The following is a 25,447-nucleotide window of genomic DNA, read 5'->3' as shown; positions in this document are numbered from 1 at the left end:
CTCAGCATACTCCGTCACTGCAAGGAGCTCTTGCGACGATGCAATGCAGACTGTCTCCGTGGACGGATTCTGGACTGCTTCGCTTCGCTCGCAAATGAGGGTGCGGCTAACACCGCACCGCCGCGCCGTCCTCCACCATGTCCGGCTGCCGATCCAACGCGACCGCAGGCGAGAGCCAGATCACCAGCGCCTGCACGCCGAATACAGCGGCTGCGAGATAGAGACACGCTTCCGCGCCGTAAAACCCGCCGACGATCGCGCCTAGTGCCGAGCCGAGCGGACGGGCGCCGTAGCTCATGATGTTGATGGCCGAGACGCGCCCCAACAGGCGCGGCGGCGTCACCGACTGGCGCAGCGTCGTGGTCGAGATCACCCACAGGATGGGCCCGACGCCGAGCAGGAAGAAGCTGAGGCCGGCGAGCCAGGGCGAGGGGACCGGCACCGTCAGCGCCATCACCACGGCGGCGACGAAGCCGGTGACGGGGCCGAGGCCGACAACGGTGCCGAAGGCGATGCGCTTCATCACGCGGGTTGCGAGCAGCGCGCCGATCACCATGCCGACGCCGTACATGGTCAGCACCGTTCCGACACCGGCGGCGCTCAGGCCGAGATGACGCACGGCGTAAGGCACGAACACCGCGATCTGCAGAAACCAGCCGGTGTTGAAGATGAACTGAGTGATGAACACTGGTCGCAGCAGCGGGTGGTGGAACACGAATCCCGCGCCTTCCCGGATGTCTTGGAACGGACGGCGCCGCGGCGTCGGCGCGCGCGCCGGCTCGTAGATTCCGGAGAGCAGTACGACGGCGATGGCCGAAAGCGCCGCGGCAAAGCCGAACGCAGGGCTCGCGCCCCACCAGCCGACCAGCGCACCACCGAGCGCGGGACCACTCGCGAACGCGACGGTGCGCGCGAGCTCGATGCGGGCATTGGCGGCCGGCAACAGGTCCGAACTCACCAGCGACGGCACCAGGGCCGGCGCGGCCACGCTGTAGACGACCGTGCCGCACACAGCGGCGAAGCCGAGCAACGCCAGGAGGGGCAGGTTGAGCGCGCCGAGGGCGAGCAGAAGGACGATAGTGGCTAGCGCAACCGCCCGCAGCGCCTCGGCGCTCGCCATTAGCGAGCGGCGCGAGATGCGGTCGGCGAGCAGGCCGGCCGGAATGGCGAACAGCACGAAGGGCAACGTGAGCGCGGTCTGCAGCAGACCAGTCCGGCCTTCGGCCACGCCGAGCGTCAGCACGGCGACGATCGGGGCTGCGGCCAGCGCGACCTGCTCGGCGGATTGTGCCGCAAGGTTGGACCAGGCGAGGCGGTTGAACGTGTCGGGGAGGCGGGGCGTTTTTGACATGGCGCATTTCCTGCGAAATCGGTTGGCGCCAGTATCCGCCTCGGGGGACCGTCAAACCCACCCGCTTCCCGACAGCCGGGGATCGGACCGCGGCGGGAACTAACGCAGCCAGATGCAGTTGCAAATGAGTTGCAATAAGGTCCAGCTTCGGTATTCTCGCCTCATGGATGCCCGATCTCCCGATCTGATCCCGGAAGCCCCCGGCTGGCGCGCTGACGCGCCGACCATCAAGAGCCTCGCCGAGGTGAATGCCTCGGTTGCCCTCCCGGCGTCCGGCCGCTGGTGGCGGCGACTGCTCGCTTTCGTTGGTCCGGGTTACATGGTGTCGGTCGGCTACATGGACCCCGGCAACTGGGCGACGGATCTCGCTGGCGGATCGAAATTCGGTTACACGCTGCTCTCGGTCATCTTGCTCTCGAACCTGATGGCGATCCTGTTGCAGGCGCTGGCGGCACGGCTCGGGATCGCCACCGATCGCGACCTCGCGCAAGCCTGCCGCGCGACCTATTCGCCTGCAACCAACTTCATGCTGTGGCTCGCTTGCGAGGCGGCTATCATCGCCTGCGATCTCGCCGAGGTCATCGGCACCGCGATCGCGCTGAAGCTGTTGTTCGGCATTCCTCTGCTTGGCGGCGCGTTGCTGGCTGCACTGGATGCCTTCCTGCTGCTGCTCCTGATGAACCGCGGCTTCCGTTTGCTCGAAGCCTTCGTGATGGCGCTGCTTGCGGTGATCGCGGTCTGCTTTGCGGCCCAGATCGTGGCCGCGGCGCCGCCGGTCGCGGACGTCCTGCACGGCTTTATGCCGAAGACCGAGATCTTCACCAATCCGGACATGCTCTACATCGCCATCGGCATCATCGGCGCGACCGTGATGCCGCATAATCTCTACCTGCATTCGTCGATCGTGCAGACGCGCGCCTATGAACGCAACGATACGGGCCGTCGCGAAGCGATCAAATGGGCGACGACGGACTCGACCATCGCGCTGATGCTGGCGCTGTTCGTCAATGCCGCGATCCTCGTCGTGGCCGCTGCGACGTTCCACGGAAGCGGCCATTCGGATGTCGCCGAGATCGGCCAGGCGTTCGAGCTGCTCTCGCCCCTGCTGGGTCTTGGCATCGCCTCGACGCTGTTTGCAATTGCGCTGCTCGCCTCGGGCCTCAATTCGACGGTGACGGCGACGCTCGCCGGCCAGATCGTGATGGAGGGTTTTCTCGACCTGCGCCTGCCGAGCTGGGCGCGCCGCCTCTTGACGCGGGGTATCGCCATCGTTCCGGTGATCGCCGTCACCGCGATCTATGGCGAGCGCGGCACCGCCGACCTGCTGGTGTTCAGCCAAGTCGTGCTGTCGATGCAGCTACCGTTCGCGGTCATCCCGCTGGTGCGGTTCGTCTCGGACCGCCGCAAGATGGGGAAGTTCGCGATTGCCAAATGGGTCGCCGCGATCGCGTGGATCGTGGCGGGCGTGATCGTCGTTTTGAACGTGAAGCTGCTGGCCGATATGCTGTTCGGGTGAGGGCGGCTAGTCCTGCGGCTCGGACGCCGCGTCGCCCTGCGCGTCGATGCGCAGCCAGCCTGAGGGCGCGAGGCGCTGCTGCGGCAGGAAGCGAGCCTTGTAGTCCATCTTCTTGGAGCCCTCGATCCAGTAGCCGAGATACACATAAGGCAGCCCTTGCCGGCGGGCGCGGGCGATGTGGTCGAGGATCATGAAGGTGCCCATCGAGCGGCTGACCTGGCCCGGCTCGAAGAACGAATAGACCATCGACAGGCCGTCGCTGAGCACGTCGGTGAGCGCCACCGCGATCAGCTCCTCGCCCCGGCCGGTGATGCCGCTATCGGGGCCGCGCTTGCGGTACTCGATGATACGGGTCTCGACGTGGCTGTCCTCGACCATCATGGCGTAGTCGAGCACGGTCATGTCGGCCATGCCGCCATGGCGGTGGCGGGAATCGAGATAGGCGCGGAACACCGAATATTGCTCGGAGGTGGGCACCGCGCTGCGCTGCTCACCGATGATGTCGGAATTGCGGGCGATCACCTTGCGGAAGTTGCGGGACGGGCGGAACTCGTTCGCGATCACCCGGACGGAGACGCAGGCGCGGCACTGGTCGCAGGCCGGACGGTAGGCGATGGACTGGCTGCGGCGGAAGCCGCCATGGGTCAGCAGGTCGTTCAGGTCACCGGCACGCTCACCCACCAGGTGCGTAAACACCTTGCGCTCGTGTCGTCCCGGCAGATACGGGCAGGGGGACGGCGCCGTGAGGTAAAATTGCGGGGTGTCGCGCGAGTGCTGGGTCACGGGACGTCGTGGGCCTCCGAAGTGAGTATCAGCATCGCGCTACGAAGGCCCCTGGTCAATCGGTCTGCTCGGCAGATCAGCTCAGACAACTTATTCGGTCCTGGTTGATAGGTTATGATCAGTAGGTTCTGGTGGCCTGAGGCACGGGTGCACGGACGGAATTGTTGATGAGGACCGTTCCCAGCACGAAATCGTGCAGCAGGCGCCGACGGCCGTTGAACAGGCCGACCAGGACCACAAAGGGGGACAGGAACGACACCGTCACCCAGAACAGCACGGCGTGGGTGGCGCCGAGCACGAAATAGCCGGATGCGCCGTACCAGGTGCGCAACTCCAGGTCCATCACCCGCATACCGATCGTCGCCGAGCGGGGACCACCGATGCAGGCGCCGTAATAGACGATCGCCCAGACCACGGATGCCGGCCATGCCAGCCAGAACAGGGCCCAGCCGATGCCGAGCGTGACCACGCCGAACACGGCGATGAAGAGATAGCCGAGGATGACAGGGACGGAGATCACGACCATGTCGATCAGGAAGGCAAACACCCGCCGAGTCGCCACGCCGCGGAACAGTTCCGGGTTCAGATAAGGGTCGTAGGCATGCGCCCCGCCGTCATTGCGCCAGGCATTGCCCGAATCCGAATACGACATGTCCGTTCTCCCGGGGAAAACTCCCGTAGCAGGACATGGGAGCAGGCGATCCGCGTGCCAAGGGCGCGCCGGGACTAACAAGCCGAAATATTCCGGCGATTCGGGGGCGGCCTGCTGGGAGCTACCGCTACTACCTCACACTCGGTGTCGTCCCGGCGAAAGCCGGGATCCATAACCACAGGAATTGGTTTGACGAAGACTGGTAGTTTGTCCTTCGCCGGTACGACGGCCTGCTTACCCCTGCGCCCGCAGCTTCTCGGCAGCCTGGGCCGCGAAATAACTGAGCACGCCGTCGGCGCCGGCGCGCTTGAACGCGAGCAGGCTTTCCATCATCGCGCGTTCGCCGTCGAGCCAGCCGTTGTTGGCCGCAGCCGCGATCATCGCGTATTCGCCGGAGACCTGGTAAGCGAAGGTCGGCATCGCAAACGTGTCCTTTACGCGTCGCAGCACGTCGAGATAGGGCATGCCGGGCTTCACCATCACCATGTCGGCGCCCTCGGAAATGTCGAGCTCGACTTCGCGTAACGCCTCGTCGGTGTTGGCGCTGTCCATCTGGTAGGTGCGCTTGTCGCCGGTCAGCGTCTTGGCCGAGCCGATGGCGTCGCGGAACGGGCCGTAGAAGGCGGAGGCGTATTTGGCAGCGTAAGCCATGATCTGCACGTCGAGCAGGCCCGCTCGATCCAGCCCCTCGCGGATCGCTGCAACACGGCCGTCCATCATGTCCGACGGTGCGATGATGTCGCAGCCGGCTTCGGCCTGCACCAGGGCCTGGCGCACCAGCACGGCGACCGTCTCGTCGTTCAAGATCCTGCCGTCGGCAATCAGGCCGTCATGGCCATGGCTGGTGAAGGGATCGAGCGCGACGTCGCAGAGGATACCGAGATCGGGAAATTCCTTCTTGATCGCGCGCACGGTCTTGCAGACCAGATTGTCCGGGTTGGTGGCCTCCGAGCCTTCCTCGTCGCGCAGGGACGGGTCGGTGTAGGGAAACAGCGCGATGCAGGGAATGGTCAGCTTCATCGCACGCTCGGCGTCGCGCACGGCCTGGTCGACGCTCAGCCTGTCGACGCCCGGCATCGAGGCGATCTGTTCGCGCTTGTTATGGCCGTCGATCAGGAACAGCGGCCAGATCAAATCGTCGGTGGTGAGCACGTTCTCGCGCACCATGCGCCGGGCCCATTCGGCCTTGCGGTTGCGGCGCGGGCGGATGGTCAGATCGAGGGCAGGGGAGGCTCCCGCGCCGCCCCCGCGCGAAACCTCGCGCAATTCGATCGGACGTCCGTATTTGATCGCCATCAACTCTTCCTCCGGCTGGAATTATTCTTATACCAGTTCGCATCCTTCCCGTCACCGCGGCTTGACCTGCCGCAAGGGATAGCGGCCGATTGATTTTGCGGGGCGAAACAGCCAGAAGGGGGCATGTCCGATATTTCCAGCCGCGACGCGGCGCGCGACAGCGCCAATGCCAGGGATACTGCCCGCGACAATGCAATGTCCGTGGCGGCGATCTCGTCGGAGCGCCCGGAGTCCGACGACAATGTCTGGACGCGCCGGCTCGTGCTGTTCTTGCGGGTGATGGCGCTGCTCTCGATCCTCAAGGGCCTCTATCACTGGGCGCAGGTGACGGGCTTCGTCGGCGGTGAGGACGAGGCGTTCGAGAACCAGTCGATGGCGTGGCAAGCCTCGACGATCTACTTCGCCGTGATCGAGCTCGTCGCCGCCGTCGGCCTGTGGCTGGCCACGCCCTGGGGCGCGGTGGTGTGGCTGACCACCGTGGTGTCGATGGCGGTGATCGAACTGATGTTCCCCGGCATCTACGGCGGCAGCCTGGTCGTCGTCGCGGTCGAGGCCATCATGCTCGCCGCTTATCTGGCGCTCGCCTGGATGGCGGCGCGCGAACGGCCGCCATAGTTGCTGTTCAGCTTCGGGACGCGACGCGGTTTCACGCGAGCTTGGTTGATCACTCGTTGCTTCAAATTCGAGGCAAGTTTTCGTTGACCTGGCGCTATCCGCCACAGCTGTTACGGGCACGTTTCGAAACGGGGCGGGGCTGTTCTGGAATGCGACACAATGGTCGGACGGAGGGTGAACAGGACCTTGCCACGGTGAACAGACGGTTGCGAAAAGTGCTTGTGGCACAGGCTTAATCCGCAATTCACTGTCTTAAATTCATGATCTCTTTATTCTCTTATTTAAGCCGATCTTCAAACGGCGCCCCTTAAGTTGCACCTATCAGACGGGACACAAGTTTCGTCGAATGAGTGTCGATAAAAACGACAACAGGGGAAGTGTCATGATGAAAGCCGTCGCAACTGCGGCAGATACCGCGGAACGCGTCTCCGGCCAGCAGGGCTCGGTGCAGACGCTCTATCTGGAAGCCTTGACTCTGGTGGAGCGGCTGCATCGCCGCCTGCTCGACGTCATCAAGGACGAGTTCGATCGTCGTGGCCGCGCCGACATCAATTCGGTGCAGGCGCTTCTGCTCTACAACATCGGCGACAAGGAGCTGACTGCGGGCGAACTGCGCACGCGCGGTTACTATCTCGGCTCCAACGTCTCCTACAATCTGAAGAAGCTCGTCGAGCTCGGCTTCCTCGATCATCAGCGCTCGCGCGTTGACCGCCGCTCGGTGCGCATTCGCCTGACCCCGCAGGGCCAGGAAGTCCGCCGCATCGTCGACTCGCTCTACCAGAAGCACGTCAAGACGGTGGAGCAGGTCGGTGGCATCTCGGGCGAGGAGTTCTCGACCTTGAACAAGTCGCTGCACCGCCTCGAGCGGTTCTGGACCGACCAGATCCTGTATCGGCTCTGAGTTCCCAAGAACGACGAGGGCCAAGCCGGCCCAACAAGACCGGCGAGCCTTCCAAAAGTGTCTCACTTCCCCAAGCGCATCGGTCCGGCTACTGCCCGGACCGGTGCGTTTTGCCGTTTTTGCAGTTGCGAAAAAAACCTCACAGCCGATCGGAACCAGTTCCCTTTTTGGCGGTTATGTCCGCGGATCGGAGGACGTGATGCTGGTCGAACGCGGGTTGCAGGCTGTGAACGTCGAACTCGTGAGCGATGCCTACGCCATCGCGGCGAATTACCTGCGCCGCTCCGGCGCGATCCCCGATACGCTGGTCACCAATGAGGGGCTGCTCGAGATTATCATCAAGCTGCTCCAGCACGGTGAATTCAACAGGATCAGGCTGGCCAACAAGGCCATCGCCAGGTTCGAGGCGCAAGCCGAGGCCAGAGCGGTTGCCTGATCAAAACTCCGAAAATCTCCCAAAATCAGAGGGTGCCATGGAAGCCACCATCGACCGCATCATGCAAACCTATGACCTGCTCGCCAATCGGACGTCCGCGGCGAGTGCAGAGGCGCGGGAAAAGGTGACAAACTACCTTAACACTCTGATGGAAGCCGGCGAGAAGGACAGCCACAGGTTGACTGTGTGCGGCCTGACCTATCTGCGTCAGCTGGACGGCTCCGTGGACCCGGTGAAGGCGGGGTATACCGGGCTGTAGAGAGCGGACGGGCACCATGGGACGACCCTGGCGTTAAGGTCCAGATCGGCCCTTTTGGATGAGGCGAGGCCGGAAGGTTCGCGCGAGCTCGCCCATGGTCCGTGTCCCCACCACCATATCTTGCATAAATATCCGGCCCGACCCGCAACTACTTGGCCGGGGGCGGGCAATGTGGTAGATCGCGCTCGCCGCTTCCGATCGCCACACCAGACCCGCCCGTAGCCCGCCAAAAGGCTGCGGCGGTGGAGATATTCGCAAGATGACCTTCGCCAAGACAGCCTCCGCGCCCGATTCGTTTTTTACCGCCCCGCTCGACCAGGCCGACCCGGAAATCGCCGCCGCCATCAAGGGCGAGCTCGGCCGGCAGCGCCATGAAGTCGAGCTGATCGCCTCCGAGAACATCGTCAGCCGTGCCGTGCTGGAAGCCCAGGGTTCGGTGATGACGAACAAATATGCCGAGGGTTATCCGGGCGCGCGCTACTACGGCGGTTGTGAGTGGGTCGACGTCGCCGAGAACCTCGCGATCGACCGCGCCAAGAAGCTATTCGGCGCTGGCTTTGCCAACGTCCAAGCCAATTCCGGCAGCCAGATGAATCAGGCGGTGTTTCTGGCACTGCTCCAGCCCGGCGACACCTTCATGGGCCTCGACCTTGCGGCTGGCGGCCATCTCACCCATGGCTCGCCCGTCAACATGAGCGGCAAATGGTTCAAGGCTGCGCACTACACCGTGCGCCGCGAGGACCAGATCATCGACATGGACGCGGTGGCCAGGCAGGCCGAGCAGGTCAAGCCGAAGCTGATCATCGCCGGCGGCTCGGCCTATTCGCGCACTTGGGATTTCAAGCGTTTTCGCGAGATCGCGGACTCCGTCGGCGCGTACCTGCTGGTCGACATGGCGCACTTCGCAGGGCTTGTCGCGGGCGGCGTGCATGCTTCGCCTGTCCCGCACGCCCACGTCACCACCACGACCACGCACAAGTCGCTGCGCGGTCCGCGCGGCGGCTTGATGCTTTGGAATGACGAGACGCTGACCAAGAAGCTCAACTCGGCGATCTTCCCCGGCCTCCAGGGCGGGCCCTTGATGCATGTGATCGCGGCCAAGGCGGTGGCGTTCGGCGAAGCGCTGCGGCCGGATTTCAAGGTCTATGCGAAGAACGTCGTCGAGAACGCCAAGGCGCTGGCCGAGACGCTGAAGAGCCACGGCTTCGATATTGTCTCGGGCGGCACCGACAATCATCTGATGCTGGTCGACCTCCGGCCGAAAGGCCTGAAGGGCAATGCCTCGGAGAAGGCGCTGGTTCGCGCCGCCATCACCTGCAACAAGAACGGCATTCCGTTCGACCCCGAATCGCCGTTCGTCACCTCCGGAATTCGGCTCGGCACGCCGGCTGCGACCACCCGCGGCTTCGGTGTCGCTGAATTCCAGCAGGTCGGCGGCATGATCGCCGAGGTCCTGAACGCGATCGCGCAATCCTCCGACGGCAAGGCGCCGCTGGTAGAGGCCGCGATCAAGGAGCGGGTCAAGGCGCTCACCGATCGCTTCCCGATCTATCAGTAAGATCCAAGTGAACTGGTAAGAAAACCGGTCAAGGTAAACGGATGCGCTGCCCGAACTGCAACAGTCTCGATACGCAGGTAAAGGACTCGCGTCCGACCGAGGACTCGTCCGTGATCCGCAGGCGGCGCGTGTGCGTCGCCTGCAATTTCCGCTTCACCACCTTCGAGCGCGTGCAGCTGCGCGAGCTCACCGTGATCAAGCGCAACGGCCGTCGCGTGCCGTTCGACCGCGACAAGCTGATGCGCTCGGTGTCGATCTCGCTGCGCAAGCGCCCGGTCGAACCGGAGCGCGTGGAGAAGATGGTCTCCACTATCGTGCGCGAGCTCGAGACCGGCGGCGAGGCCGAGATCTCCTCGGAGGTGATCGGCGAGACCGTGATGGAACATCTGCGCACGCTCGACGACGTCGCCTATGTTCGCTTTGCTTCAGTCTATCGCAATTTCCGCGAGGCCAAGGATTTCGCCGACGTGCTCGGCGAGCTCTCCGGCGAGGAGGAAGCGCGGCTTGCAACGGTACGCAAATGATCTTCCGCATCCTGGAAGATCAATTTGCGCAGAAGGCCCGCGAGACCAAGGACGCCGATCGCCGTTTCATGCAGCTTGCACTGGCGCTCGGCCGGCGCGGGCAGGGCCGGACCTGGCCTAATCCGGCCGTGGGCGCCGTCATCGTCAGGGACGGCGTGATCGTCGGCCGGGGTTGGACGCAGCCCGGCGGTCGGCCGCATGCCGAGCCTGAAGCGCTGAGGCGCGCGGGCGAGGCGGCGCGCGGCTCGACGCTCTACGTCACGCTGGAGCCGTGCTCGCATTTCGGCAAATCGCCGCCCTGCGCCGACGCGGTGATCGCGGCCGGCATCAAGCGGGTGGTGGCGGCGATCGAGGATCCCAATCCGGAGGTGGCGGGTCAGGGCCATGCCCGCTTGCGCGCAGCCGGTATCGTGGTGGATGTCGGGCTATGCGCCGACGAGGCGGCATTCGACCATGCCGGCCATTTCCGCCGCATCCGCGACAAGCGCCCGCAGGTGATCCTCAAGCTCGCGGTCTCGCCCGACGGCAAGATCGGCGCGGCCGGCGGCAAGCCGGTTGCAATCACCGGCGACGCCGCGCGCAACCGCGTGCATCTGTTACGCGCCTCGAGCGACGCCATTTTGGTCGGCATCGGCACGGTGCTGGCGGACGACCCACTTCTCACCTGCCGCCTGCCGGGCATGGCCGCGCGTTCGCCGGTGCGCGTGGTGCTCGACCAGAGCCTGCGCATTCCCGCGTCGAGCCAACTCGTGCGCACCGCGCGCGAGACGCCGCTCTGGATGCTCGGCTCGGAGCTTGCGGAAGCCGCCGCAGCGACACGGCTTGGCGCTGCGGGTGCGCAGATCATCCGCATACCGCCCGCAAGCGCCTCCGGGCTTGATCTTCCGGCTGTGCTGCATGCGCTGGCCGAGAAGGGCATCACGCGGCTGATGGTCGAGGGCGGCAGCCGTGTTGCCGCATCCTTCGTCGCCACCGAGCTTGCCGATCAGATATGGCTGTTCCGCGGGGCGGAAGGGGTCGGCGCCGATGGGGTTGATGCGCTCGATGCATTGCCCCTGTCGAAAATCACGCAGTCGCAGGGATTCCGCGTTCATGCTAGCGAGACATTCGACAGCGATACTCTCACCATCTACGAGCGCGCATAAATGTTCACCGGCATTGTCACCGATATCGGCGAGATCGTCAGCCTGACAGCTGTGGCGCAGGGGCAGTTGCACCGCCTTCGCATCGCCTGCCGCTACGATCGTGCGACCATCGCCGACGGCGCATCGATTGCCTGCAACGGCGTCTGTCTGACAGTGGTCGCCTCCGGTGTTGACGGCGCCAAAACCTGGTTCGACGTCGATGCTGCGGCCGAGACGCTGGCACTGACGACGGCGAAGCACTGGAAGGTCGGCTCAAAGCTCAATCTGGAGCGCGCTCTGAAGATCGGTGACGAGCTCGGCGGCCATATCGTGGCCGGCCATGCCGACGGGATCGCGACCATCGTCAGCCGCGAGGACTTGCCCGACATGGCGCGGTTCGAGCTTGGCACCACGCGCGAGCTGGCGCGTTTCATCGCCACCAAGGGCTCGATCACGCTCGATGGGGTGTCGCTGACCGTCAATACGGTGAAGGATGTGACCTTCTCGGTGCTGATCATCCCGCACACGCTGACGGTCACGACGATCGGCGGCTGGAAGGCGGGCGCCGAGGTCAACATCGAGGTCGATTTGATGGCCCGCTATGCGGCGCGGCTGACGGAAATGAAGTGACGGCGTAGCCGTCATTCCGGGATGGTCCGCAGGACCAGACCCGGAATCTCGAGATTCCGGGTTCGATGCTTCGCATCGCCCCGGAATGACGGTTTAAAACTTGGCTTAGCCCCTCGCGGCGACTACATAACGCCGACCCTCTGAAACGGATTTGACTATGGCAGACGCGCGGCGCGCAGCCCTGAAGGACCAGACCGACATTTCCGGCGCGCGCGCGCTGATTGTCGAGGCGCGGTTCTATGACGATCTCCAGGACGCGATGCTCGAAGGCGCCGTGGCTGAGCTGAAGGCGGCCGGCCTGACCCACGACGTCATCACAGTTCCCGGCGCGCTGGAAATTCCCGCGGCGATCGCCATCGCGGTCGACGCCGCGGCGGGCAGCGGCAAGCCCTATGATGCGGCGATCGCGCTCGGCTGCGTGATCCGCGGCGACACCATCCATTTCGAGATCGTCTCGCAGGAATCCTCGCGCGCGCTGATGGATATTGCGGTGGCGCGAAAGCTGCCGCTCGGCAACGGCATCCTGACCGTCAACACCGAGGCGCAGGCCTGGGCGCGGGCGCGCGCCAGCGAGCTCAACAAAGGCGGCGACGCCGCGCGCGCCGCAATTGCGATGCTGCGCATCAAGCGCCGGCTGGCGCGAGCTTGATCATGGCCGACAACAGCAAAAAGCCGCCGGCTGGCACGGAGAAGAAGGCGAACCGACGCGGTGCGGCGCGGCTCGCAGCCGTGCAGGCGCTGTACCAGATGGATGTCGGCGGCGCCGGAATCAACGACATTTTTGCGGAGTTCGAGAGTCACTGGCTGGGCAACGAGGTCGAGGGCGACACTTATCTCCCCGCGGAAGCAGCGTTCTTCCGCGACGTCGTCTCCGGCGTCGTGCGCGACCAGAAGAAGCTCGATCCGCTGATTGACGAGGCGCTTTCAAGGGGCTGGCCTTTGAAGCGGATCGAGGCGATTCTGCGCGCGGTGCTGCGGGCAGGGGCCTACGAATTGGAACACCGCAAGGACGTGCCGGGCCGCGTCGTCGTGTCCGAGTATGTCGACGTCGCCAACGCGTTCGTCGATCGCGAGGAGACCGGCATGGTGAACGCGGTGCTCGACCAGATCGGCCGCCAGTTTCGCGGCGACGAGTTCGGGCGGGGGTAGGACGAGACGCAGGGCGGTGAAGTGATGCGACGTGGCTGCCCCATATTCCGTCGTCATCACCCGCGAAGGCGGGTGATCCAGTACTCCGCGGCGGTCGTGCTTGAGCAGAGGCGGCTCGGCGTACTGGATCGCCCGGTCAAGCCGGGCGACGACAGCGATGTGTGTGGCCGACGCTGATGGCAAGCCCACAGAATCCCTCCGGCGAAGACTCCCTCATCGCGCGCTATTTCAAGCCGCTGGCGACCGATCCCGGCGCGTTGGGGCTGGCCGACGACGCCGCGATCCTGCAATCGCTCGGTGAGGACATCGTCGTCACCACCGACGCCGTGGTCGAAGGCGTGCACTATCTTGCCGGTGATCCTCCCGATACCATCGCGCGTAAGGCGCTGCGGGTGAACCTGTCCGACCTCGCCGCCAAGGGTGCGATACCGGCCGGTTTCGTGCTGACGCTGGCGCTGCGCAGCAAGGAGGATGCCTGGCTCAGGCCATTCGCGGAGGCGCTGGGCGAGGACGCCAAGACTTTCGCCTGCCCGCTACTCGGCGGCGACACGGTATCGACGCCGGGGCCGCAGATGATCTCGATCACCGCCTTTGGCCGCGTGCCGCGGGGGCGGATGGTCGGCCGTAGCGGCGCCAGACCGGGCGACCGTATCCTGGTGACGGGCACAATTGGCGACGCCGCGCTCGGTCTCGACGTGCTCACGGGCGGTGCGCTGGCCGGGGCGCTTGCGTCCGATCCCGCTGCAAGGGATGCACTGGTCTCGCGCTATCGCGTGCCGCAGCCGCGCAATGGGCTGGCGCGGGCCGTGCGCGACGATGCGACGGCCGCAATGGACATCTCCGACGGGTTCGCCGGCGATCTAACAAAACTCTGTGCGGCGTCGGGCGTCTCGGCCACGGTCGATGTGGCGAGCGTGCCGCTCTCAGCCATTGCGGCAGGTCTGGTCGCGCGCAACGCCGTTCGCCTCGAGACGCTGCTTGCCGGGGGCGACGACTACGAGGTGCTGTGCACCGTGCCGGCCGCCCAAAGCTTTGCGCTGATTACCGCCGGGCGGGCTGTAGGGATTGGCGTCACGGCGGTCGGCACGATCATCGAGGGCAATGGACGGCCGCACTTCCTGGATTGCATGGGCCGGGAACTGGCATTGAAGCGGCTGTCCTACAGTCACTTCTAGGACTTGCTCCAGCCTGGGTCCAAGCCCTTGGGACGAGGCTAAATACCTGCCGAGATCGGCCTTTTCGGCCGCTTACGGCGTTGCACACGCATTCTGATTTTGGCAAGCTTGTGGCTGAACAGGGCCGCCCCTTCGGGCAGGGGCGGCCCTGTTCAACATAAAGGTGCCGCACCGCAAGACGGAAGAACAAAGGCGCCGGGGGTACGTTCATCAAGGATCTGAGGCAAAAAATCACATGACAGCATTATGGTTGATTGTGCTCTGCGGAGTGCTTTCCGTCGTCTACGCGATTTGGGCGACGTCTTCGGTGTTGAGCGCGGATGCGGGGTCGCCGCGCATGCAGGAGATCGCGGGTGCGGTGCGTGAAGGCGCACAGGCCTACTTGCGGCGTCAATACACCACCATCGGTCTCGTCGGCATCGTCATCTTCGCGCTGCTCGTCTACTTCCTCGGTCTGTATGTTGCGATCGGTTTTGCCATCGGCGCCATCCTGTCGGGGGCGGCCGGTTTCATCGGCATGAACGTCTCGGTCCGCGCCAATGTGCGGACCGCCCAGGCTGCGACGACGTCGCTGGCGGGCGGGCTCGAGCTCGCCTTCAAGGCGGGTGCCATCACCGGCATGCTGGTCGCCGGCCTCGCGTTGCTCGGCGTGACGCTCTATTTCGGCTTCTTGGTCTATTCGCTGAAGCTCGCGCCTGACAGCCGGGTCGTCGTCGACGCCATGGTGGCGCTCGGCTTCGGCGCCTCGCTGATCTCGATCTTCGCCCGTCTCGGCGGCGGCATCTTCACCAAGGGTGCGGACGTCGGCGGCGACCTCGTCGGCAAGGTCGAGGCCGGCATTCCCGAGGACGATCCGCGCAACCCGGCCACCATCGCCGACAACGTCGGCGACAACGTCGGCGACTGCGCCGGCATGGCCGCCGATCTGTTCGAGACCTATGCGGTGACTGCGGTCGCCACCATGGTGCTCGCGGCGATCTTCTTCGCCAAGACGCCGATCCTCATGAACATGATGACGTTGCCGCTCGCCATCGGGGGCATCTGCATCATCACATCGATCGTCGGCACCTTCTTCGTCAAGCTCGGGCCGAGCCAGTCGATCATGGGCGCGCTCTACAAGGGCCTGATCGCAACCGGCATCCTGTCGCTGGTCGGCATTGCCGGCGTCATCTACACCCTGATCGGCTTCGGCAAGCTCGACGGCGTCGAGTTCACCGGCGCGGCGCTGTTCGAATGCGGCATTGTCGGCCTCGTCGTCACCGCATTGATCATCTGGATCACCGAATACTACACCGGCACCGACTATCGCCCGGTGAAGTCGATCGCGGCGGCCTCGGTGACCGGCCACGGCACCAATGTGATCCAGGGTCTGGCGATCTCGATGGAGGCAACCGCGCTGCCTGCGCTCGTCATCATCGCCGGCATCCTTGTCACTTACAGCCTTGCCGGCCTGTTCGGCATCGCGATCGCGACCGCCACCATGCTGGCGCTCGCCGGCATGGTCGTCGCGCTCGATGCGTTCGGTCCGGTGACCGACAACGCCGGTGGCATCGCCGAGATGGCGGGTCTGCCGAAGGAAGTGCGCAAGTCGACCGACGCCCTCGACGCGGTCGGCAACACCACCAAGGCGGTGACGAAGGGCTACGCGATCGGCTCTGCCGGTCTCGGCGCTCTGGTGCTGTTTGCGGCCTACAACCAGGACCTCAAATTCTTCATTGCGGACTCGGCGCACCACGCTTACTTCGCCGGCGTCAATCCGGACTTCTCGCTCAACAACCCCTATGTGGTTGTCGGCTTGTTGTTCGGCGGTCTGCTGCCCTATCTGTTCGGTGCGATGGGCATGACCGCGGTGGGACGCGCGGCCAGCGCGATCGTCGAGGAGGTGCGCCGGCAGTTCCGGGAGAAGCCGGGCATCATGCAGGGCACCGACAAGCCGGATTACGGCAAGGCGGTCGACCTGCTGACCAAGGCGGCGATCAAGGAGATGATCATCCCGTCGCTGCTGCCGGTGCTGTCGCCGATCGTGGTCTACTTCCTGATCTACGCGATCGCGGGCGGTGGCGCGGCCGGCAAGTCGGCGGCGTTCTCGGCCGTTGGCGCGATGTTGCTCGGCGTGATCGTGACAGGCCTGTTCGTCGCGATCTCGATGACCTCGGGCGGCGGCGCCTGGGACAACGCCAAGAAGTATATCGAGGACGGCCATTACGGCGGCAAGGGCAGTGATGCCCACAAATCCGCTGTTACCGGCGACACGGTCGGCGATCCCTACAAGGATACGGCCGGCCCCGCGGTGAACCCGATGATCAAGATCACCAACATCGTGGCCCTGTTGCTGCTGGCGATCCTGGCGCACTGAACCTGTCAGGCGTCCCGAACGACAAACCCGCGGTGCAAGCCGCGGGTTTTTTCTTGTCGGCTTTACAGGGGACCGTCGCCATGACGTTCGAGACCACCAAGTGTATCCAGTGCGGCTGCGACATGTTGGCGGCCGATACTGTCTGTCCGGCTTGCGGCAAAACGCAAAGAGGCTCCCGGCAATCCGGGCCTCGCACATTGCTGGCGGCCGCGCTGGCGGGGGCTGTTCTCTTGGCTTTCAACTGGTTCAAGTCGCCTGCGCCGCACGGGGGACAGGCTACTGCACATCCATCTGCAAGCCTTCCTTCTCGATGATGCCGGCGAACTTCTTGGTCTCGGCATCCACGAAGTCGGAGAACTGCTGCGGTGTGCCGTAATCGGCGCGGGCACCCATGGCCGTGATCTGCTTCTTGATGTCCTCGCGCTCCAGCATCGCCTTGACTTGAAGATTGAGCGCTTCGAGCACCGGAGCGGCGGCGCCTTTCGGCAGGAACACCGCGAACCAGGACGACACGTCGAAGTTCGCAAGCTCCGGCGCGCTCTCGCGCATGGTCGGCAGGTTCGGCGCGAGCTCGCTGCGCTCGGTCGTGGTGACGCAGAGGCCGTTGAGCGTGCCGTTCTGCACCTGCGGCAGGCTTGGATAGAGATTGTCGAACAGGATCTGGATATCGCCGGCGAGGGCAGCCTGGAGCGCGGGGCCGGCACCGCGGAACGGGATGTGCGTCATCTTCAGCCCGGCAAGCTGGAGGAACCAGGCGCCGGTGAGGTGAGGGCTCTGGCCGACGCCGGACGAGGCGTAGCTGAGCTTGTCTGGATTGGCCTTGAGGTAGGCGATCAGCTCGGGAATCGACTTGATGCCGGTTTTCGGATGCGCCGAGACGATGTTCGGGATCCGGATCATGTTGGAGACCGGCTGCAGCTGGTTCGGCTTGTAGTTGAGGTTCTTGAAGATGCTATAGGCGATCGCGTTCGGACCGGGATTGCCGATCAGGATGGTGTGGCCGTCAGGCTTCGAGCGCACCACCTCCGCCGTGCCGATCGTGCCGCCGCCGCCTGAGCGGTTCTCCACGACGGCAGTCTGGCCCCAGGCGGATTGCAGATGAGCGGCGAGCAGCCGGCCCATCACGTCGGTCGAGCCGCCGGCCGCGGCCGGCACGATGATGCGGATATTCTCGGTCGGCTTCCAGTCGGCGAGGCTCGATCGCGGCAGGATGGCTGCTGCTGACAGTCCTACAGCACCGGTGAGCACGCGACGACGCGACAGCAACTTCTCGGACACGAATCCACCCCCCACTGCTTGTTTTGCAGAGAGCGTAGGGAACCCGGCGCACGACGGCAAGCCGCACGAGGCGGCACGACGCCGCAGGCTGAAGCCTCAGTTAAAGCTGAGCAGCTTGAACAGCGGCGCGAGGTAACTCATCTCCTGGCCCGAGGTCGGCGTGGTCCGGCTGATGAAGTCGAAGATCTTGCCGTCCTGGAGGCCGTAATTCGCAAGCCGGCGCACGCGCCGGTTCTTGTCGAAATAAATCGCGATGACGCGCTGATCGACCAGCTTCTGGTTCATGAAGGCGACCGGCCGCTCCGAGCGCTGCGAAATGTAATAGAACACTTCACCGTCCAGCGTGGCGACGGTGGAGGGCGTGCCCATCACGATCAGCACCTGATCCTGGCTCGCGCCGATCGGAATTTGCTCGAGCGCGCCGGGCGGCAGGATATAGCCCTTCTGGAATTGCTCACCGGTGCAGCCGGCCAGCGCCGCGCCAACCAGGGTCACGGCCGCGAGCATGCGCAGGCCGCGCCAGCGCGAATTCAAGGCGCGCCAGCGCGAATGAAGGCCGCGCGGTCTGTCGGCGCGCGGGCGGCTCTGGTTCGTTATCGTCATTGCGGAACTGATTCCGTCCCCTTGCGTCGCGCGAGGCGCTGAAGTACCGGGCGGAGGCTCTGAATGCAACACGCGCGCGCCCGCTTGCGGAAACCACAATGCTTTGGCCGTTCAATCACTTCAGGAAACCCCGGCTAACCCCGGCCGGCACCATTGAGGCCATCTATGGCATGATCGTGACGCAGGCGCGAGAACCCATATTTTACCGGGACTTGGGCGTGCCGGACACGGTTAACGGCCGTTTCGACCTGTTGCTGCTGCATCTTTGGCTGCTGCTGCGGCGCCTGCGGACCGCCCAGGACGGCGTGGAGCTGTCGCAGGTACTGTTTGACCGCTTCTGCGAGGACATGGACGACAATTTGCGCGAAATGGGCGTGGGCGACCAGACCGTCCCGCAGCGGATGCGGGCCTTCGGCGAGGCCTTTTACGGCCGCGTCCAGGCCTATGACCAGGCGATCGATGCCGGGGCTGAGGCGCTGGCGCAGGCGATCTGCAAGAATATCTTGAATGGCGCCGGGATCGATCGGGCGCGGCGGCTCGCCGTTTACGCGCAGGCCGCGGAGGCGGCTCTCGGCTTGGCTGGCGAACAGGCGCTGCTGCTCGGATCCTTCAAGTTTCCCGCGCCAAATGGGAAGGACGTGACGCCATGAACCGACCGATGACCGAATCCAAGCCCGACCCCTGGCGCGCGCCCGTGATGGTTGCCCATATTCCGGACACCGGCCTACATCGCGAGCTTGAGGCGTCGCCCGCCGAGCGTCAGGCTGTGGCCGAGTTTGCCGGTCTGCGCGAAATTCTGCCGCTCCACGCCAGTTTCGACGTCGTGCCGAAGAGCGGCGGCCGGATCCATGTCACAGGCCACGTCCGGGCCCGGGTCGGCCAGACCTGCGTGGTGACGCTCGATCCGATCGAGAGTGAAATCGACGAGGAGATCGATCTGATATTCGCGCCCGAGGCCGAGGTGCGGCGGCTGGCCGACCTGATCGAGGAAGGGCGGGACGATCAGGAGCCCCCCGAAGTCGCCGATCCGCCGGAGCCGATCGTCAACGGGATCATCGACCTCGGCCGGCTTGCGACCGACGCGCTGTTCCTAGCGATTGATCCCTATCCGCGCAAGCCCGGTGCCGTGTTCGAGGCGGAGGTCACCGCTCCCGATCCCGAGGACAATCCCTTTGCTGCACTGAAGGCGCTTCAGGACAAGAAGAAGGGCCCGTAGCTCGGCCGTCCCGCGGGGCCGTTTTGCGCCGTCGCGCGAGGTGCTTGCCTGGGCGGATTGAAAGATCGTGCTATCTGCTTGATTTATCCATATTTCCTTCAAACTTGCTGACTCGTGGCCAGATCGTCCGCAATCCAAAAGACTGGGGGCAAGAGGTTGTTTCGGGATCACAAAACGCTATTGTCGCGCCCCGGTCGGAGCGCGTCGCCGCGCTTGGCCGGTCGCCATGTTCGTGGCGTACCCATTTCGCGGCCCCGCTAGTTGACGACCGCACCAGACCAGGTTTCCGGGATTTTGATGCCAAGCAAGGTTCGTATTGCGCTTGACGCCATGGGGGGCGACGTGGGCGCCGCCGTGGTCATTCCAGGCGCGGCCATCTCGCTCGGCAGGCACAGCGGGACCGAGTTTCTGCTGGTGGGTGACCGCGCCAGGATCGAGCCCGAGCTTGACCGTTACCCGGAGCTCAAGGCCGCCTCCCGGATCATCCACACCGACGTCGCTGTCAGCATGGAGGACAAGCCGAGCCAGGCGCTGCGGCGCGGCCGCAAGACCTCCTCGATGTGGCTCGCCATCGAGGCGGTGAAGAAGGGCGAGGCCGATGTCGCGATCTCCGCCGGCAACACCGGCGCGCTGATGGCGATGGCGCGCTTCTGCCTGCGCACGCTGCCGGGGATCGACCGTCCCGCGATCACGGCGGTATGGCCGACCATGCGCGGCGATTCCGTCGTGCTCGACCTCGGTGCCACCATCGGCGGCGATGCGCGCCACCTGGTGGCGCTCGCGCTGATGGGCGCGGCGATGGCGAGCGTGCTGTTCAACAAGAAGCGTCCGACCGTCGGTCTGCTCAATATCGGGGTCGAGGAGATCAAGGGGCATGAGGAGATCCGCGAGGCCGGCGAAACCCTGCGCGCGATGAACCTGCCGCAGCTCGATTATATCGGCTTCGTCGAGGGCGACGGCATCGCCAAGGGGCTGGCCGACGTGATCGTCACCGAGGGCTTCAACGGCAACATCGCGCTCAAGGCCGCCGAAGGAACCGCGCGGCAGATCGCGGCCTTGCTCCGCGAGGAGATGCGCCGGAGCTGGATGTCGAAGCTCGGCTATCTGTTCGCGCGCCGCGCCTTCCAGACCCTGCGCGAGAGAATGGACCCCAACAAGTCCAATGGCGGCGTATTCCTTGGATTGAACGGGGTGGTGGTCAAGAGCCATGGCGGAACCAACGCCGAAGGCTTTGCCTATGCGATCGATGTTGGCTATGAGATGGCCAAGTTCGATCTTCTGAACAAGATCAATCAGATGCTCAACCGAGATGGGGGTGCGCTCAGTTCCGTGCCAACCGCTCCGGAGGATGTTTCGTGACGACAATTCGTTCGGTCGTGCTGGGCTGCGGTGCCTATCTGCCGGAGCAGGTGGTGACCAATGCCCAATTGGCGGCGCGCATCGACACGTCCGACGAGTGGATCGTGCAGCGCACCGGCATCCGCGAGCGGCACATTGCGGCCGACGGCGAGTTCACCTCGCATCTCGCCATCAAGGCGGCGCAGGCCGCACTCACCGATGCAGGCATCGATGCGCAGTCGATTGAGTTGATCGTGCTCGCGACCTCGACGCCTGACAACACATTCCCGGCAACCGCGGTCGCCGTGCAGCACGCGCTCGGCATCAACCATGGTGCGGCGTTCGATCTGCAGGCCGTGTGCTCGGGATTCGTATTCGCACTTGCGACCGCCGACAATTTCCTGCGCACCGGCGCCTTCAAGCGGGCGCTGGTGATTGGTGCGGAGACCTTCTCGCGCATTCTCGACTGGAACGACCGCGGCACCTGCGTGCTGTTTGGCGACGGCGCCGGCGCCGTGATTTTAGAAGCGCAGGAGCAGCCCGGCCAGGCCGCGACCGACCGCGGCGTGGTGACCACGCATCTGCGCTCCGACGGCCGTCACAAGGCGAAACTGTTCGTCGACGGCGGCCCGTCCTCGACTCAGACCGTCGGCCATCTGCGCATGGAGGGCCGCGAGGTGTTCAAGCACGCGGTCGGCATGATCACCGACGTGATCGTCGACGCCTTCGAGGCGACCGGCCTCAATGCCGACAGCATCGACTGGTTCGTGCCGCACCAGGCCAACAAGCGAATCATCGACGCGTCCGCCCACAAGCTGCATATCGCGCCGCAGAAGGTGGTGTTGACGGTCGACCGCCACGGCAACACCTCGGCGGCCTCGATTCCGCTGGCACTGTCGGCGGCGCGCAAGGACGGCCGCATCAAGCGCGGCGACCTGGTTTTGCTCGAGGCGATGGGCGGCGGCTTCACCTGGGGCTCCGCGCTCGTGCGCTGGTAAGGCCACAGTCGATAAAATTTTGCCGGAATCAGCTCCGATTATCGATGCGTCTGCATTGATGAGCGCTGTTGACCGTCGTATCGTAACCTCATAATTTCAGACAAGAATTGTTCGCCGTGATGTGGGGCAGGGCGATGACCGATACAAGCAAAACCGTAACGCGTGTTGATCTCTGCGAGGCCGTCTACCAGAAGGTGGGGCTGTCGCGGACGGAATCGTCTGCCTTCGTGGAACTCGTGCTGAAGGAGATCACCGACTGCCTTGAGAAGGGCGAGACGGTGAAATTGTCGTCATTCGGCTCCTTCATGGTCCGCAAGAAGGGTCAGCGCATCGGCCGCAACCCGAAGACCGGTACCGAAGTGCCGATCTCGCCGCGCCGGGTCATGGTGTTCAAGCCGTCGGCGATCCTGAAGCAGCGCATCAATGCGCAGCACCGCACCAACGGCGACGGCAGCAAGGTTCAACCGGAGGCGTAACCGCTCTCCAGAAGGATTTGGCATTTGGACAAGGCGCCGGATGCGTTCCGAACCATCAGCGAAGTAGCGCAGGAACTCGACATTCCGCAGCACGTGCTGCGGTTCTGGGAGACACGATTCTCCCAGATCAAGCCGATGAAGCGCAGCGGCGGCCGCCGCTATTACCGCCCCGACGACGTCGACCTGCTCAAGGGCATCCGCCGTCTCCTCTACGGCGAGGGCTACACCATCCGCGGGGTACAGCGGATCCTCAAGGAGCACGGCGTCAAATCGGTGCAGGGCCTGGCCGACAGCTCGGCCGCGGTCTCGTTCGGCGCGATCGAGGACGCCATCGGGGCGAGCCTGATGGAGCCCGAGGAGGAGACCGGCGTCCGCGGCAGCCGCGACACCGACGATGACGATTTCCAGGGCGAGGAGGCGGAAGGCATCGACTTCCGCTTCTCGGAGACCGACGACGAAGAAATCCTGACCACCTTCCGCAAGGGCGGCACCGCCGCCCCAGTCGGTCCCAGCGCGATCGACCGGGAGCGGCTGGGACGGGTGCTGAGCGACCTCGTCGCCTGCCGGGAAATGCTCGATCTGGCGCTGAAGGACGGCTGAGCGGCAAGTCCGCCGGTTTTGCGGGCGGTTCCGGACGCTATCAGCGAAGACACCAAATTGGTGTGACCTCGCCTTGCGCAAAGCAGCGATCCTAGCTAATGGAACGACGTTCGGAGCGTGGCGCAGCCCGGTTAGCGCACTAGTCTGGGAGACTAGGGGTCGGAGGTTCAAATCCTCTCGCTCCGACCATTTTTCAAATCATCTGTCGGGCGGATTGATCGGCGGCGTGGAGCTTGCTGCCGCCACGATCCGTGTGTGGCGCTCTGGAGCGCGTGGCCGCTTTGGTGGCCGTTACCAAAAATGCCGAAAACAACCCCCATGCACAGTAGCGAAGTCATTGGCAGGATTCGTTTTTTCCGAAGCGATTTGACGCGTCGTGCAAAGCAGGGGACATGATGTCATCGTGGCAGTCATGTGAGATCGGCGGAATCTGCTTCAGTTGCGTACAAGCTCAAGGCAGCGCCGAGACCTTGGGTGAAGTCGCCTTTAGCCGCGACGTCCAGTAGGGATGATTGCCGGACGCGACGTTGAGGCTGACCGTCGATTTGCTGCGCGAGTTAGGCGGGGGAGTTGAACGCGTCGAATGTCAACGTTTATGTTGACAACACACCTGTGTTCCTATTATGTTCTTCTGGCGATATTGAGTCTTGAGGATCCGTCTTGACGGGCAAGCCCTCTTCCTGTGTCTCTGCGATGCGAGGTTTTTGCTTCCTTAGGGGAGGGAGTTTTGGCGCTGCCGGAGCTTACAGCGGACAATGCGCTAATCTTCCGCATCACCCATAAAGATAATCTGCCTTGGATATTGGATAACGGCCTTCACTGTCGGAATTCCACAAAGCAGGACCCAAACTTCGTAAACATCGGACTCGTAGAGCTGATCGACAAGCGGAAGACGTGGGCTGTTCCCGTTGCGCCCAAAGGGACCTTGAGCGACTACGTCCCGTTTTACTTCACGCCACGGTCGATGATGGCCTACAACATCCATACTGGCCGCACTGTGCAGCAGAGAGACAACGACCAGATCGTAATTCTTGTCGCTTCGCTTGCGCGCCTTAAAGAGAAGGGGGTGCCGTTCATCATGACGGACAGGCACGCGTGCGCCTCACTGGCAAACTACTACGACAAGACGGACGGTCTCGAGAAAATCGATTGGACGATTCTTCGAAACAGCGACTTCAGTAGAAACAACGACGATCCCGATAAGACGAATCGGTACATGGCAGAGGCGTTAGTACATAAGCACATGCCAACCGATGCTCTTCTCTACGTGGCGTGTTGTGATGAAAAGAAAAAATCGTGGGCAAACGAACTAGTGTCTAAGCGCAAGCTAAACCTGGAAGTCCACACCAAACGAGGATGGTACTTCTGATGATTACCTTCACTGAGGGTAACCTGCTCAAGGCTGACACTGAGGCTTTGGTCAATACGGTGAATACAGTTGGTGTAATGGGGAAGGGGATTGCCTTGATGTTCAAGGAAACATTCCCTGAGAACTTCCGTGCGTATTGCGCTGCCTGCAAGAAGCATGAGATTAAGGTCGGCCATATCTTCGCTACTGAACGAAAAGATCTGATGGGCGGACCGAGGTGGATCATAAACTTTCCTACTAAGCAGCATTGGCGCAATCCGTCCAAGATCGAATGGATCAAGGATGGGCTAGAAGATTTGGTGCGGTTCATTGGTGAGCATAAAATCAAGTCGATTGCTCTGCCGCCATTAGGGAGCGGCAATGGCGGTTTGGATTGGAAGCGCGTTCGGCCGCTGATCGAATCGGCGATGGGTAATCTTGACGTTCAGGTCGTAGTTTACGAGCCGACAGCGCGCTATCAAAACGTCGCGAAAGCTGAGGGCGTCGAGAAGTTGACATCGGCGCGAGCATTGGTTGCAGAACTGGTTCGCCGTTATTCGGTCCTAGGGTTTGAATGTACGCTCCTGGAGATTCAGAAGCTCGCCTATCTTCTTCAGCGAAAGATAGTAGCAAGTGGGTTGGCAAGCCCGCTTGGGCTGAAATTCCAAGCCGACAAGTTCGGCCCGTACGCTCCGACTTTGGGGTATTTGCTAAATAACTTGGATGGAAGTTATCTTCACTGCGAGAGGCGCGTGGCTGATGCAAACATTCTCGATACGATTTGGTTCGAGAGTGCAAAGAAAGATGTTGTAGCCACCTATCTCAAGACCACAGAGGCGAAAGAATTCGTCGGGGCTCTGGATGAAACGACGGGCTTGATCGACGGTTTCGAGTACCCGCTCGGCATGGAGCTATTGGCTACTGTCGATTGGTTGCTCAATCAGGATAAGGTCGAGCCAACACTGGATGATGTGAAAAAGGGTCTCGCTAATTGGCTCGGAGGCGGTGAAGCCTCACAGCGCAAGTTGAGACTATTCGAAGATTCAATGATTGAATTGGCTCTTACGCGTCTCAAAAATTGATCCAGCAAAGCGCGCTTTCCTTGAGGGAGCGCGTCTCTCTCCATTGAAGTGCCTTACATGACTGAGGTCCACGACCCGCGCTGCATCGCGAATCTGATGCTTGATGAAAGTGCTCGAATTGGTCAGCCAATGACCAATTTGGCGCTTCACGGTGCCCATACGGAGCGAAGGCGGCCCCCGAGC

At 63.6% G+C, this 25,447-nt stretch carries 27 protein-coding genes and 1 tRNA gene; 22 read left to right on the top strand and 6 right to left on the bottom strand.

Features of this window, described 5'->3' with window-relative positions; translation table 11 throughout:
• Positions 1-106: 106 nt before the first annotated feature.
• Positions 107-1,351: an MFS transporter gene (locus AC0L2O_RS20365; protein ID WP_473370953.1), complete on the bottom strand. Its 1,245-nt coding sequence runs from the start codon at positions 1,349-1,351 to the stop codon at positions 107-109.
• A 163-nt stretch (positions 1,352-1,514) separates the two neighbouring features.
• Between AC0L2O_RS20365 and AC0L2O_RS20360 the strand changes: the two genes are divergently transcribed.
• Positions 1,515-2,867, top strand: coding sequence for an Nramp family divalent metal transporter (locus tag AC0L2O_RS20360; RefSeq protein WP_409188380.1), 1,353 nt, complete (start codon positions 1,515-1,517; stop codon positions 2,865-2,867).
• 6 nt (positions 2,868-2,873) lie between these two features.
• Here AC0L2O_RS20360 and AC0L2O_RS20355 read toward each other — a convergent pair whose 3' ends face one another.
• The 3 genes from AC0L2O_RS20355 to hemB all read right to left on the bottom strand — a co-directional run bounded on the left by AC0L2O_RS20355 (position 2,874) and on the right by hemB (position 5,598).
• Entirely contained in the window at positions 2,874-3,650 is a 777-nt protein-coding gene (locus AC0L2O_RS20355; RefSeq protein ID WP_369723285.1) for an arginyltransferase, read from the bottom strand.
• Positions 3,651-3,768: 118 nt separating this feature from the next.
• Entirely contained in the window at positions 3,769-4,302 is a 534-nt protein-coding gene (locus tag AC0L2O_RS20350; RefSeq protein ID WP_473370952.1) for an RDD family protein, read from the bottom strand.
• 234 nt (positions 4,303-4,536) lie between these two features.
• Positions 4,537-5,598 (bottom strand): porphobilinogen synthase, encoded by a 1,062-nt coding sequence (gene hemB, locus AC0L2O_RS20345; protein ID WP_473370951.1) that lies wholly within the window; start codon positions 5,596-5,598, stop codon positions 4,537-4,539.
• 123 nt (positions 5,599-5,721) lie between these two features.
• Between hemB and AC0L2O_RS20340 the strand changes: the two genes are divergently transcribed.
• The 12 genes from AC0L2O_RS20340 (at position 5,722) to AC0L2O_RS20285 (ending at position 16,325) form a co-directional block, all read left to right on the top strand.
• Positions 5,722-6,213: a DUF6163 family protein gene (locus tag AC0L2O_RS20340; protein WP_369723287.1), complete on the top strand. Its 492-nt coding sequence runs from the start codon at positions 5,722-5,724 to the stop codon at positions 6,211-6,213.
• A gap of 382 nt (positions 6,214-6,595) precedes the next feature.
• Positions 6,596-7,114 (top strand): transcriptional regulator LdtR, encoded by a 519-nt coding sequence (ldtR, locus tag AC0L2O_RS20335; protein WP_007603420.1) that lies wholly within the window; start codon positions 6,596-6,598, stop codon positions 7,112-7,114.
• A gap of 199 nt (positions 7,115-7,313) precedes the next feature.
• Positions 7,314-7,550, top strand: a complete 237-nt coding sequence (locus AC0L2O_RS20330) for a hypothetical protein (protein ID WP_369726740.1) — start codon at positions 7,314-7,316, stop codon at positions 7,548-7,550.
• A 37-nt stretch (positions 7,551-7,587) separates the two neighbouring features.
• Positions 7,588-7,809: a hypothetical protein gene (locus AC0L2O_RS20325; RefSeq protein ID WP_409188384.1), complete on the top strand. Its 222-nt coding sequence runs from the start codon at positions 7,588-7,590 to the stop codon at positions 7,807-7,809.
• Between the two features lie 259 nt (positions 7,810-8,068).
• Positions 8,069-9,367, top strand: a complete 1,299-nt coding sequence (gene glyA / locus AC0L2O_RS20320) for a serine hydroxymethyltransferase (RefSeq protein ID WP_473370950.1) — start codon at positions 8,069-8,071, stop codon at positions 9,365-9,367.
• Between the two features lie 41 nt (positions 9,368-9,408).
• A complete protein-coding gene (gene nrdR / locus AC0L2O_RS20315) occupies positions 9,409-9,891 on the top strand; it encodes a transcriptional regulator NrdR (protein ID WP_045007969.1) in 483 nt (160 codons plus the stop codon).
• Positions 9,888-11,036, top strand: a complete 1,149-nt coding sequence (gene ribD / locus AC0L2O_RS20310) for a bifunctional diaminohydroxyphosphoribosylaminopyrimidine deaminase/5-amino-6-(5-phosphoribosylamino)uracil reductase RibD (RefSeq protein ID WP_473370949.1) — start codon at positions 9,888-9,890, stop codon at positions 11,034-11,036. The genes nrdR and ribD overlap by 4 nt, the downstream gene beginning before the upstream one ends.
• Positions 11,037-11,645, top strand: a complete 609-nt coding sequence (locus AC0L2O_RS20305) for a riboflavin synthase (RefSeq protein WP_409188385.1) — start codon at positions 11,037-11,039, stop codon at positions 11,643-11,645.
• 157 nt (positions 11,646-11,802) lie between these two features.
• Positions 11,803-12,294, top strand: a complete 492-nt coding sequence (gene ribH / locus AC0L2O_RS20300) for a 6,7-dimethyl-8-ribityllumazine synthase (protein ID WP_473370948.1) — start codon at positions 11,803-11,805, stop codon at positions 12,292-12,294.
• Positions 12,295-12,296: 2 nt separating this feature from the next.
• Positions 12,297-12,794 carry a transcription antitermination factor NusB gene (gene nusB, locus AC0L2O_RS20295; protein ID WP_369723293.1) on the top strand — a complete coding sequence of 166 codons (498 nt, stop codon included), beginning with the start codon at positions 12,297-12,299 and terminating at the stop codon, positions 12,792-12,794.
• A 176-nt stretch (positions 12,795-12,970) separates the two neighbouring features.
• Positions 12,971-13,969 (top strand): thiamine-phosphate kinase, encoded by a 999-nt coding sequence (thiL, locus tag AC0L2O_RS20290; RefSeq protein ID WP_473370947.1) that lies wholly within the window; start codon positions 12,971-12,973, stop codon positions 13,967-13,969.
• Positions 13,970-14,204: 235 nt separating this feature from the next.
• A complete protein-coding gene (locus AC0L2O_RS20285) occupies positions 14,205-16,325 on the top strand; it encodes a sodium-translocating pyrophosphatase (RefSeq protein ID WP_473370946.1) in 2,121 nt (706 codons plus the stop codon).
• Positions 16,326-16,601: 276 nt separating this feature from the next.
• On the opposite strand, the gene AC0L2O_RS20280 is transcribed toward AC0L2O_RS20285, so the two are convergent.
• Together AC0L2O_RS20280 and AC0L2O_RS20275 are read right to left on the bottom strand one after the other, a co-directional pair.
• Positions 16,602-17,603, bottom strand: a complete 1,002-nt coding sequence (locus tag AC0L2O_RS20280; protein ID WP_473370945.1) for a Bug family tripartite tricarboxylate transporter substrate binding protein — start codon at positions 17,601-17,603, stop codon at positions 16,602-16,604.
• Positions 17,604-17,699: 96 nt separating this feature from the next.
• Complete coding sequence (locus tag AC0L2O_RS20275; RefSeq protein ID WP_369723296.1) at positions 17,700-18,206, bottom strand: outer membrane protein assembly factor BamE; 507 nt, start codon at positions 18,204-18,206, stop codon at positions 17,700-17,702.
• A gap of 98 nt (positions 18,207-18,304) precedes the next feature.
• On the opposite strand from AC0L2O_RS20275, the gene AC0L2O_RS20270 reads away from it, so the two are divergent.
• From AC0L2O_RS20270 to darG, 9 genes are all read left to right on the top strand, one after another.
• Positions 18,305-18,856 carry a ubiquinol-cytochrome C chaperone family protein gene (locus tag AC0L2O_RS20270; protein ID WP_473370944.1) on the top strand — a complete coding sequence of 184 codons (552 nt, stop codon included), beginning with the start codon at positions 18,305-18,307 and terminating at the stop codon, positions 18,854-18,856.
• Positions 18,853-19,422, top strand: coding sequence for a YceD family protein (locus AC0L2O_RS20265; RefSeq protein ID WP_473370943.1), 570 nt, complete (start codon positions 18,853-18,855; stop codon positions 19,420-19,422). The genes AC0L2O_RS20270 and AC0L2O_RS20265 overlap by 4 nt, the downstream gene beginning before the upstream one ends.
• Before the next feature lie 297 nt (positions 19,423-19,719).
• Positions 19,720-20,781, top strand: a complete 1,062-nt coding sequence (gene plsX / locus AC0L2O_RS20260) for a phosphate acyltransferase PlsX (RefSeq protein WP_369723299.1) — start codon at positions 19,720-19,722, stop codon at positions 20,779-20,781.
• Entirely contained in the window at positions 20,778-21,758 is a 981-nt protein-coding gene (locus AC0L2O_RS20255) for a beta-ketoacyl-ACP synthase III (RefSeq protein ID WP_473370942.1), read from the top strand. Before plsX ends, AC0L2O_RS20255 begins: the two co-directional genes overlap by 4 nt.
• Positions 21,759-21,892: 134 nt before the next feature.
• Positions 21,893-22,234 (top strand): integration host factor subunit alpha, encoded by a 342-nt coding sequence (locus tag AC0L2O_RS20250; protein WP_028171641.1) that lies wholly within the window; start codon positions 21,893-21,895, stop codon positions 22,232-22,234.
• A gap of 24 nt (positions 22,235-22,258) precedes the next feature.
• Complete coding sequence (locus tag AC0L2O_RS20245) at positions 22,259-22,834, top strand: MerR family transcriptional regulator (protein WP_473370941.1); 576 nt, start codon at positions 22,259-22,261, stop codon at positions 22,832-22,834.
• A gap of 111 nt (positions 22,835-22,945) precedes the next feature.
• Positions 22,946-23,023: transfer RNA gene (locus tag AC0L2O_RS20240), tRNA-Pro, on the top strand.
• A gap of 538 nt (positions 23,024-23,561) precedes the next feature.
• Entirely contained in the window at positions 23,562-24,203 is a 642-nt protein-coding gene (gene darT, locus AC0L2O_RS20235; protein ID WP_473370940.1) for a type II toxin-antitoxin system toxin DNA ADP-ribosyl transferase DarT, read from the top strand.
• Complete coding sequence (gene darG, locus AC0L2O_RS20230; protein ID WP_473370939.1) at positions 24,203-25,264, top strand: type II toxin-antitoxin system antitoxin DNA ADP-ribosyl glycohydrolase DarG; 1,062 nt, start codon at positions 24,203-24,205, stop codon at positions 25,262-25,264. The genes darT and darG overlap by 1 nt, the downstream gene beginning before the upstream one ends.
• Positions 25,265-25,447: the final 183 nt, after the last annotated feature.

The sequence above is a fragment of the Bradyrhizobium sp. Kon10 genome (assembly GCF_055807395.1).
The sequence above is the reverse complement of the archived record's forward strand: the minus strand, read 5'-3'. Positions and strand labels throughout refer to the sequence as shown.

What these genes read in the sequence shown, in the direction of transcription:
- AC0L2O_RS20305 (WP_409188385.1), top strand. Translation starts at nt 11,037, where the DNA reads ATGTTCACCGGCATTGTCACCGATATCGGCGAGATCGTCAGCCTGACA.
- AC0L2O_RS20360 (WP_409188380.1), top strand. Translation starts at nt 1,515, where the DNA reads ATGGATGCCCGATCTCCCGATCTGATCCCGGAAGCCCCCGGCTGGCGC.
- AC0L2O_RS20330 (WP_369726740.1), top strand. Translation starts at nt 7,314, where the DNA reads ATGCTGGTCGAACGCGGGTTGCAGGCTGTGAACGTCGAACTCGTGAGC.
- nrdR (WP_045007969.1), top strand. Translation starts at nt 9,409, where the DNA reads ATGCGCTGCCCGAACTGCAACAGTCTCGATACGCAGGTAAAGGACTCG.
- ribH (WP_473370948.1), top strand. Translation starts at nt 11,803, where the DNA reads ATGGCAGACGCGCGGCGCGCAGCCCTGAAGGACCAGACCGACATTTCC.
- AC0L2O_RS20270 (WP_473370944.1), top strand. Translation starts at nt 18,305, where the DNA reads ATGCTTTGGCCGTTCAATCACTTCAGGAAACCCCGGCTAACCCCGGCC.
- plsX (WP_369723299.1), top strand. Translation starts at nt 19,720, where the DNA reads ATGCCAAGCAAGGTTCGTATTGCGCTTGACGCCATGGGGGGCGACGTG.
- AC0L2O_RS20250 (WP_028171641.1), top strand. Translation starts at nt 21,893, where the DNA reads ATGACCGATACAAGCAAAACCGTAACGCGTGTTGATCTCTGCGAGGCC.
- darG (WP_473370939.1), top strand. Translation starts at nt 24,203, where the DNA reads ATGATTACCTTCACTGAGGGTAACCTGCTCAAGGCTGACACTGAGGCT.
- hemB (WP_473370951.1), bottom strand. Translation starts at nt 5,598, where the DNA reads ATGGCGATCAAATACGGACGTCCGATCGAATTGCGCGAGGTTTCGCGC.
- nusB (WP_369723293.1), top strand. Translation starts at nt 12,297, where the DNA reads ATGGCCGACAACAGCAAAAAGCCGCCGGCTGGCACGGAGAAGAAGGCG.
- AC0L2O_RS20340 (WP_369723287.1), top strand. Translation starts at nt 5,722, where the DNA reads ATGTCCGATATTTCCAGCCGCGACGCGGCGCGCGACAGCGCCAATGCC.
- AC0L2O_RS20325 (WP_409188384.1), top strand. Translation starts at nt 7,588, where the DNA reads ATGGAAGCCACCATCGACCGCATCATGCAAACCTATGACCTGCTCGCC.
- glyA (WP_473370950.1), top strand. Translation starts at nt 8,069, where the DNA reads ATGACCTTCGCCAAGACAGCCTCCGCGCCCGATTCGTTTTTTACCGCC.
- AC0L2O_RS20285 (WP_473370946.1), top strand. Translation starts at nt 14,205, where the DNA reads ATGACAGCATTATGGTTGATTGTGCTCTGCGGAGTGCTTTCCGTCGTC.
- thiL (WP_473370947.1), top strand. Translation starts at nt 12,971, where the DNA reads ATGGCAAGCCCACAGAATCCCTCCGGCGAAGACTCCCTCATCGCGCGC.
- AC0L2O_RS20265 (WP_473370943.1), top strand. Translation starts at nt 18,853, where the DNA reads ATGAACCGACCGATGACCGAATCCAAGCCCGACCCCTGGCGCGCGCCC.
- AC0L2O_RS20350 (WP_473370952.1), bottom strand. Translation starts at nt 4,302, where the DNA reads ATGTCGTATTCGGATTCGGGCAATGCCTGGCGCAATGACGGCGGGGCG.
- AC0L2O_RS20275 (WP_369723296.1), bottom strand. Translation starts at nt 18,206, where the DNA reads ATGACGATAACGAACCAGAGCCGCCCGCGCGCCGACAGACCGCGCGGC.
- AC0L2O_RS20365 (WP_473370953.1), bottom strand. Translation starts at nt 1,351, where the DNA reads ATGTCAAAAACGCCCCGCCTCCCCGACACGTTCAACCGCCTCGCCTGG.
- ribD (WP_473370949.1), top strand. Translation starts at nt 9,888, where the DNA reads ATGATCTTCCGCATCCTGGAAGATCAATTTGCGCAGAAGGCCCGCGAG.
- ldtR (WP_007603420.1), top strand. Translation starts at nt 6,596, where the DNA reads ATGATGAAAGCCGTCGCAACTGCGGCAGATACCGCGGAACGCGTCTCC.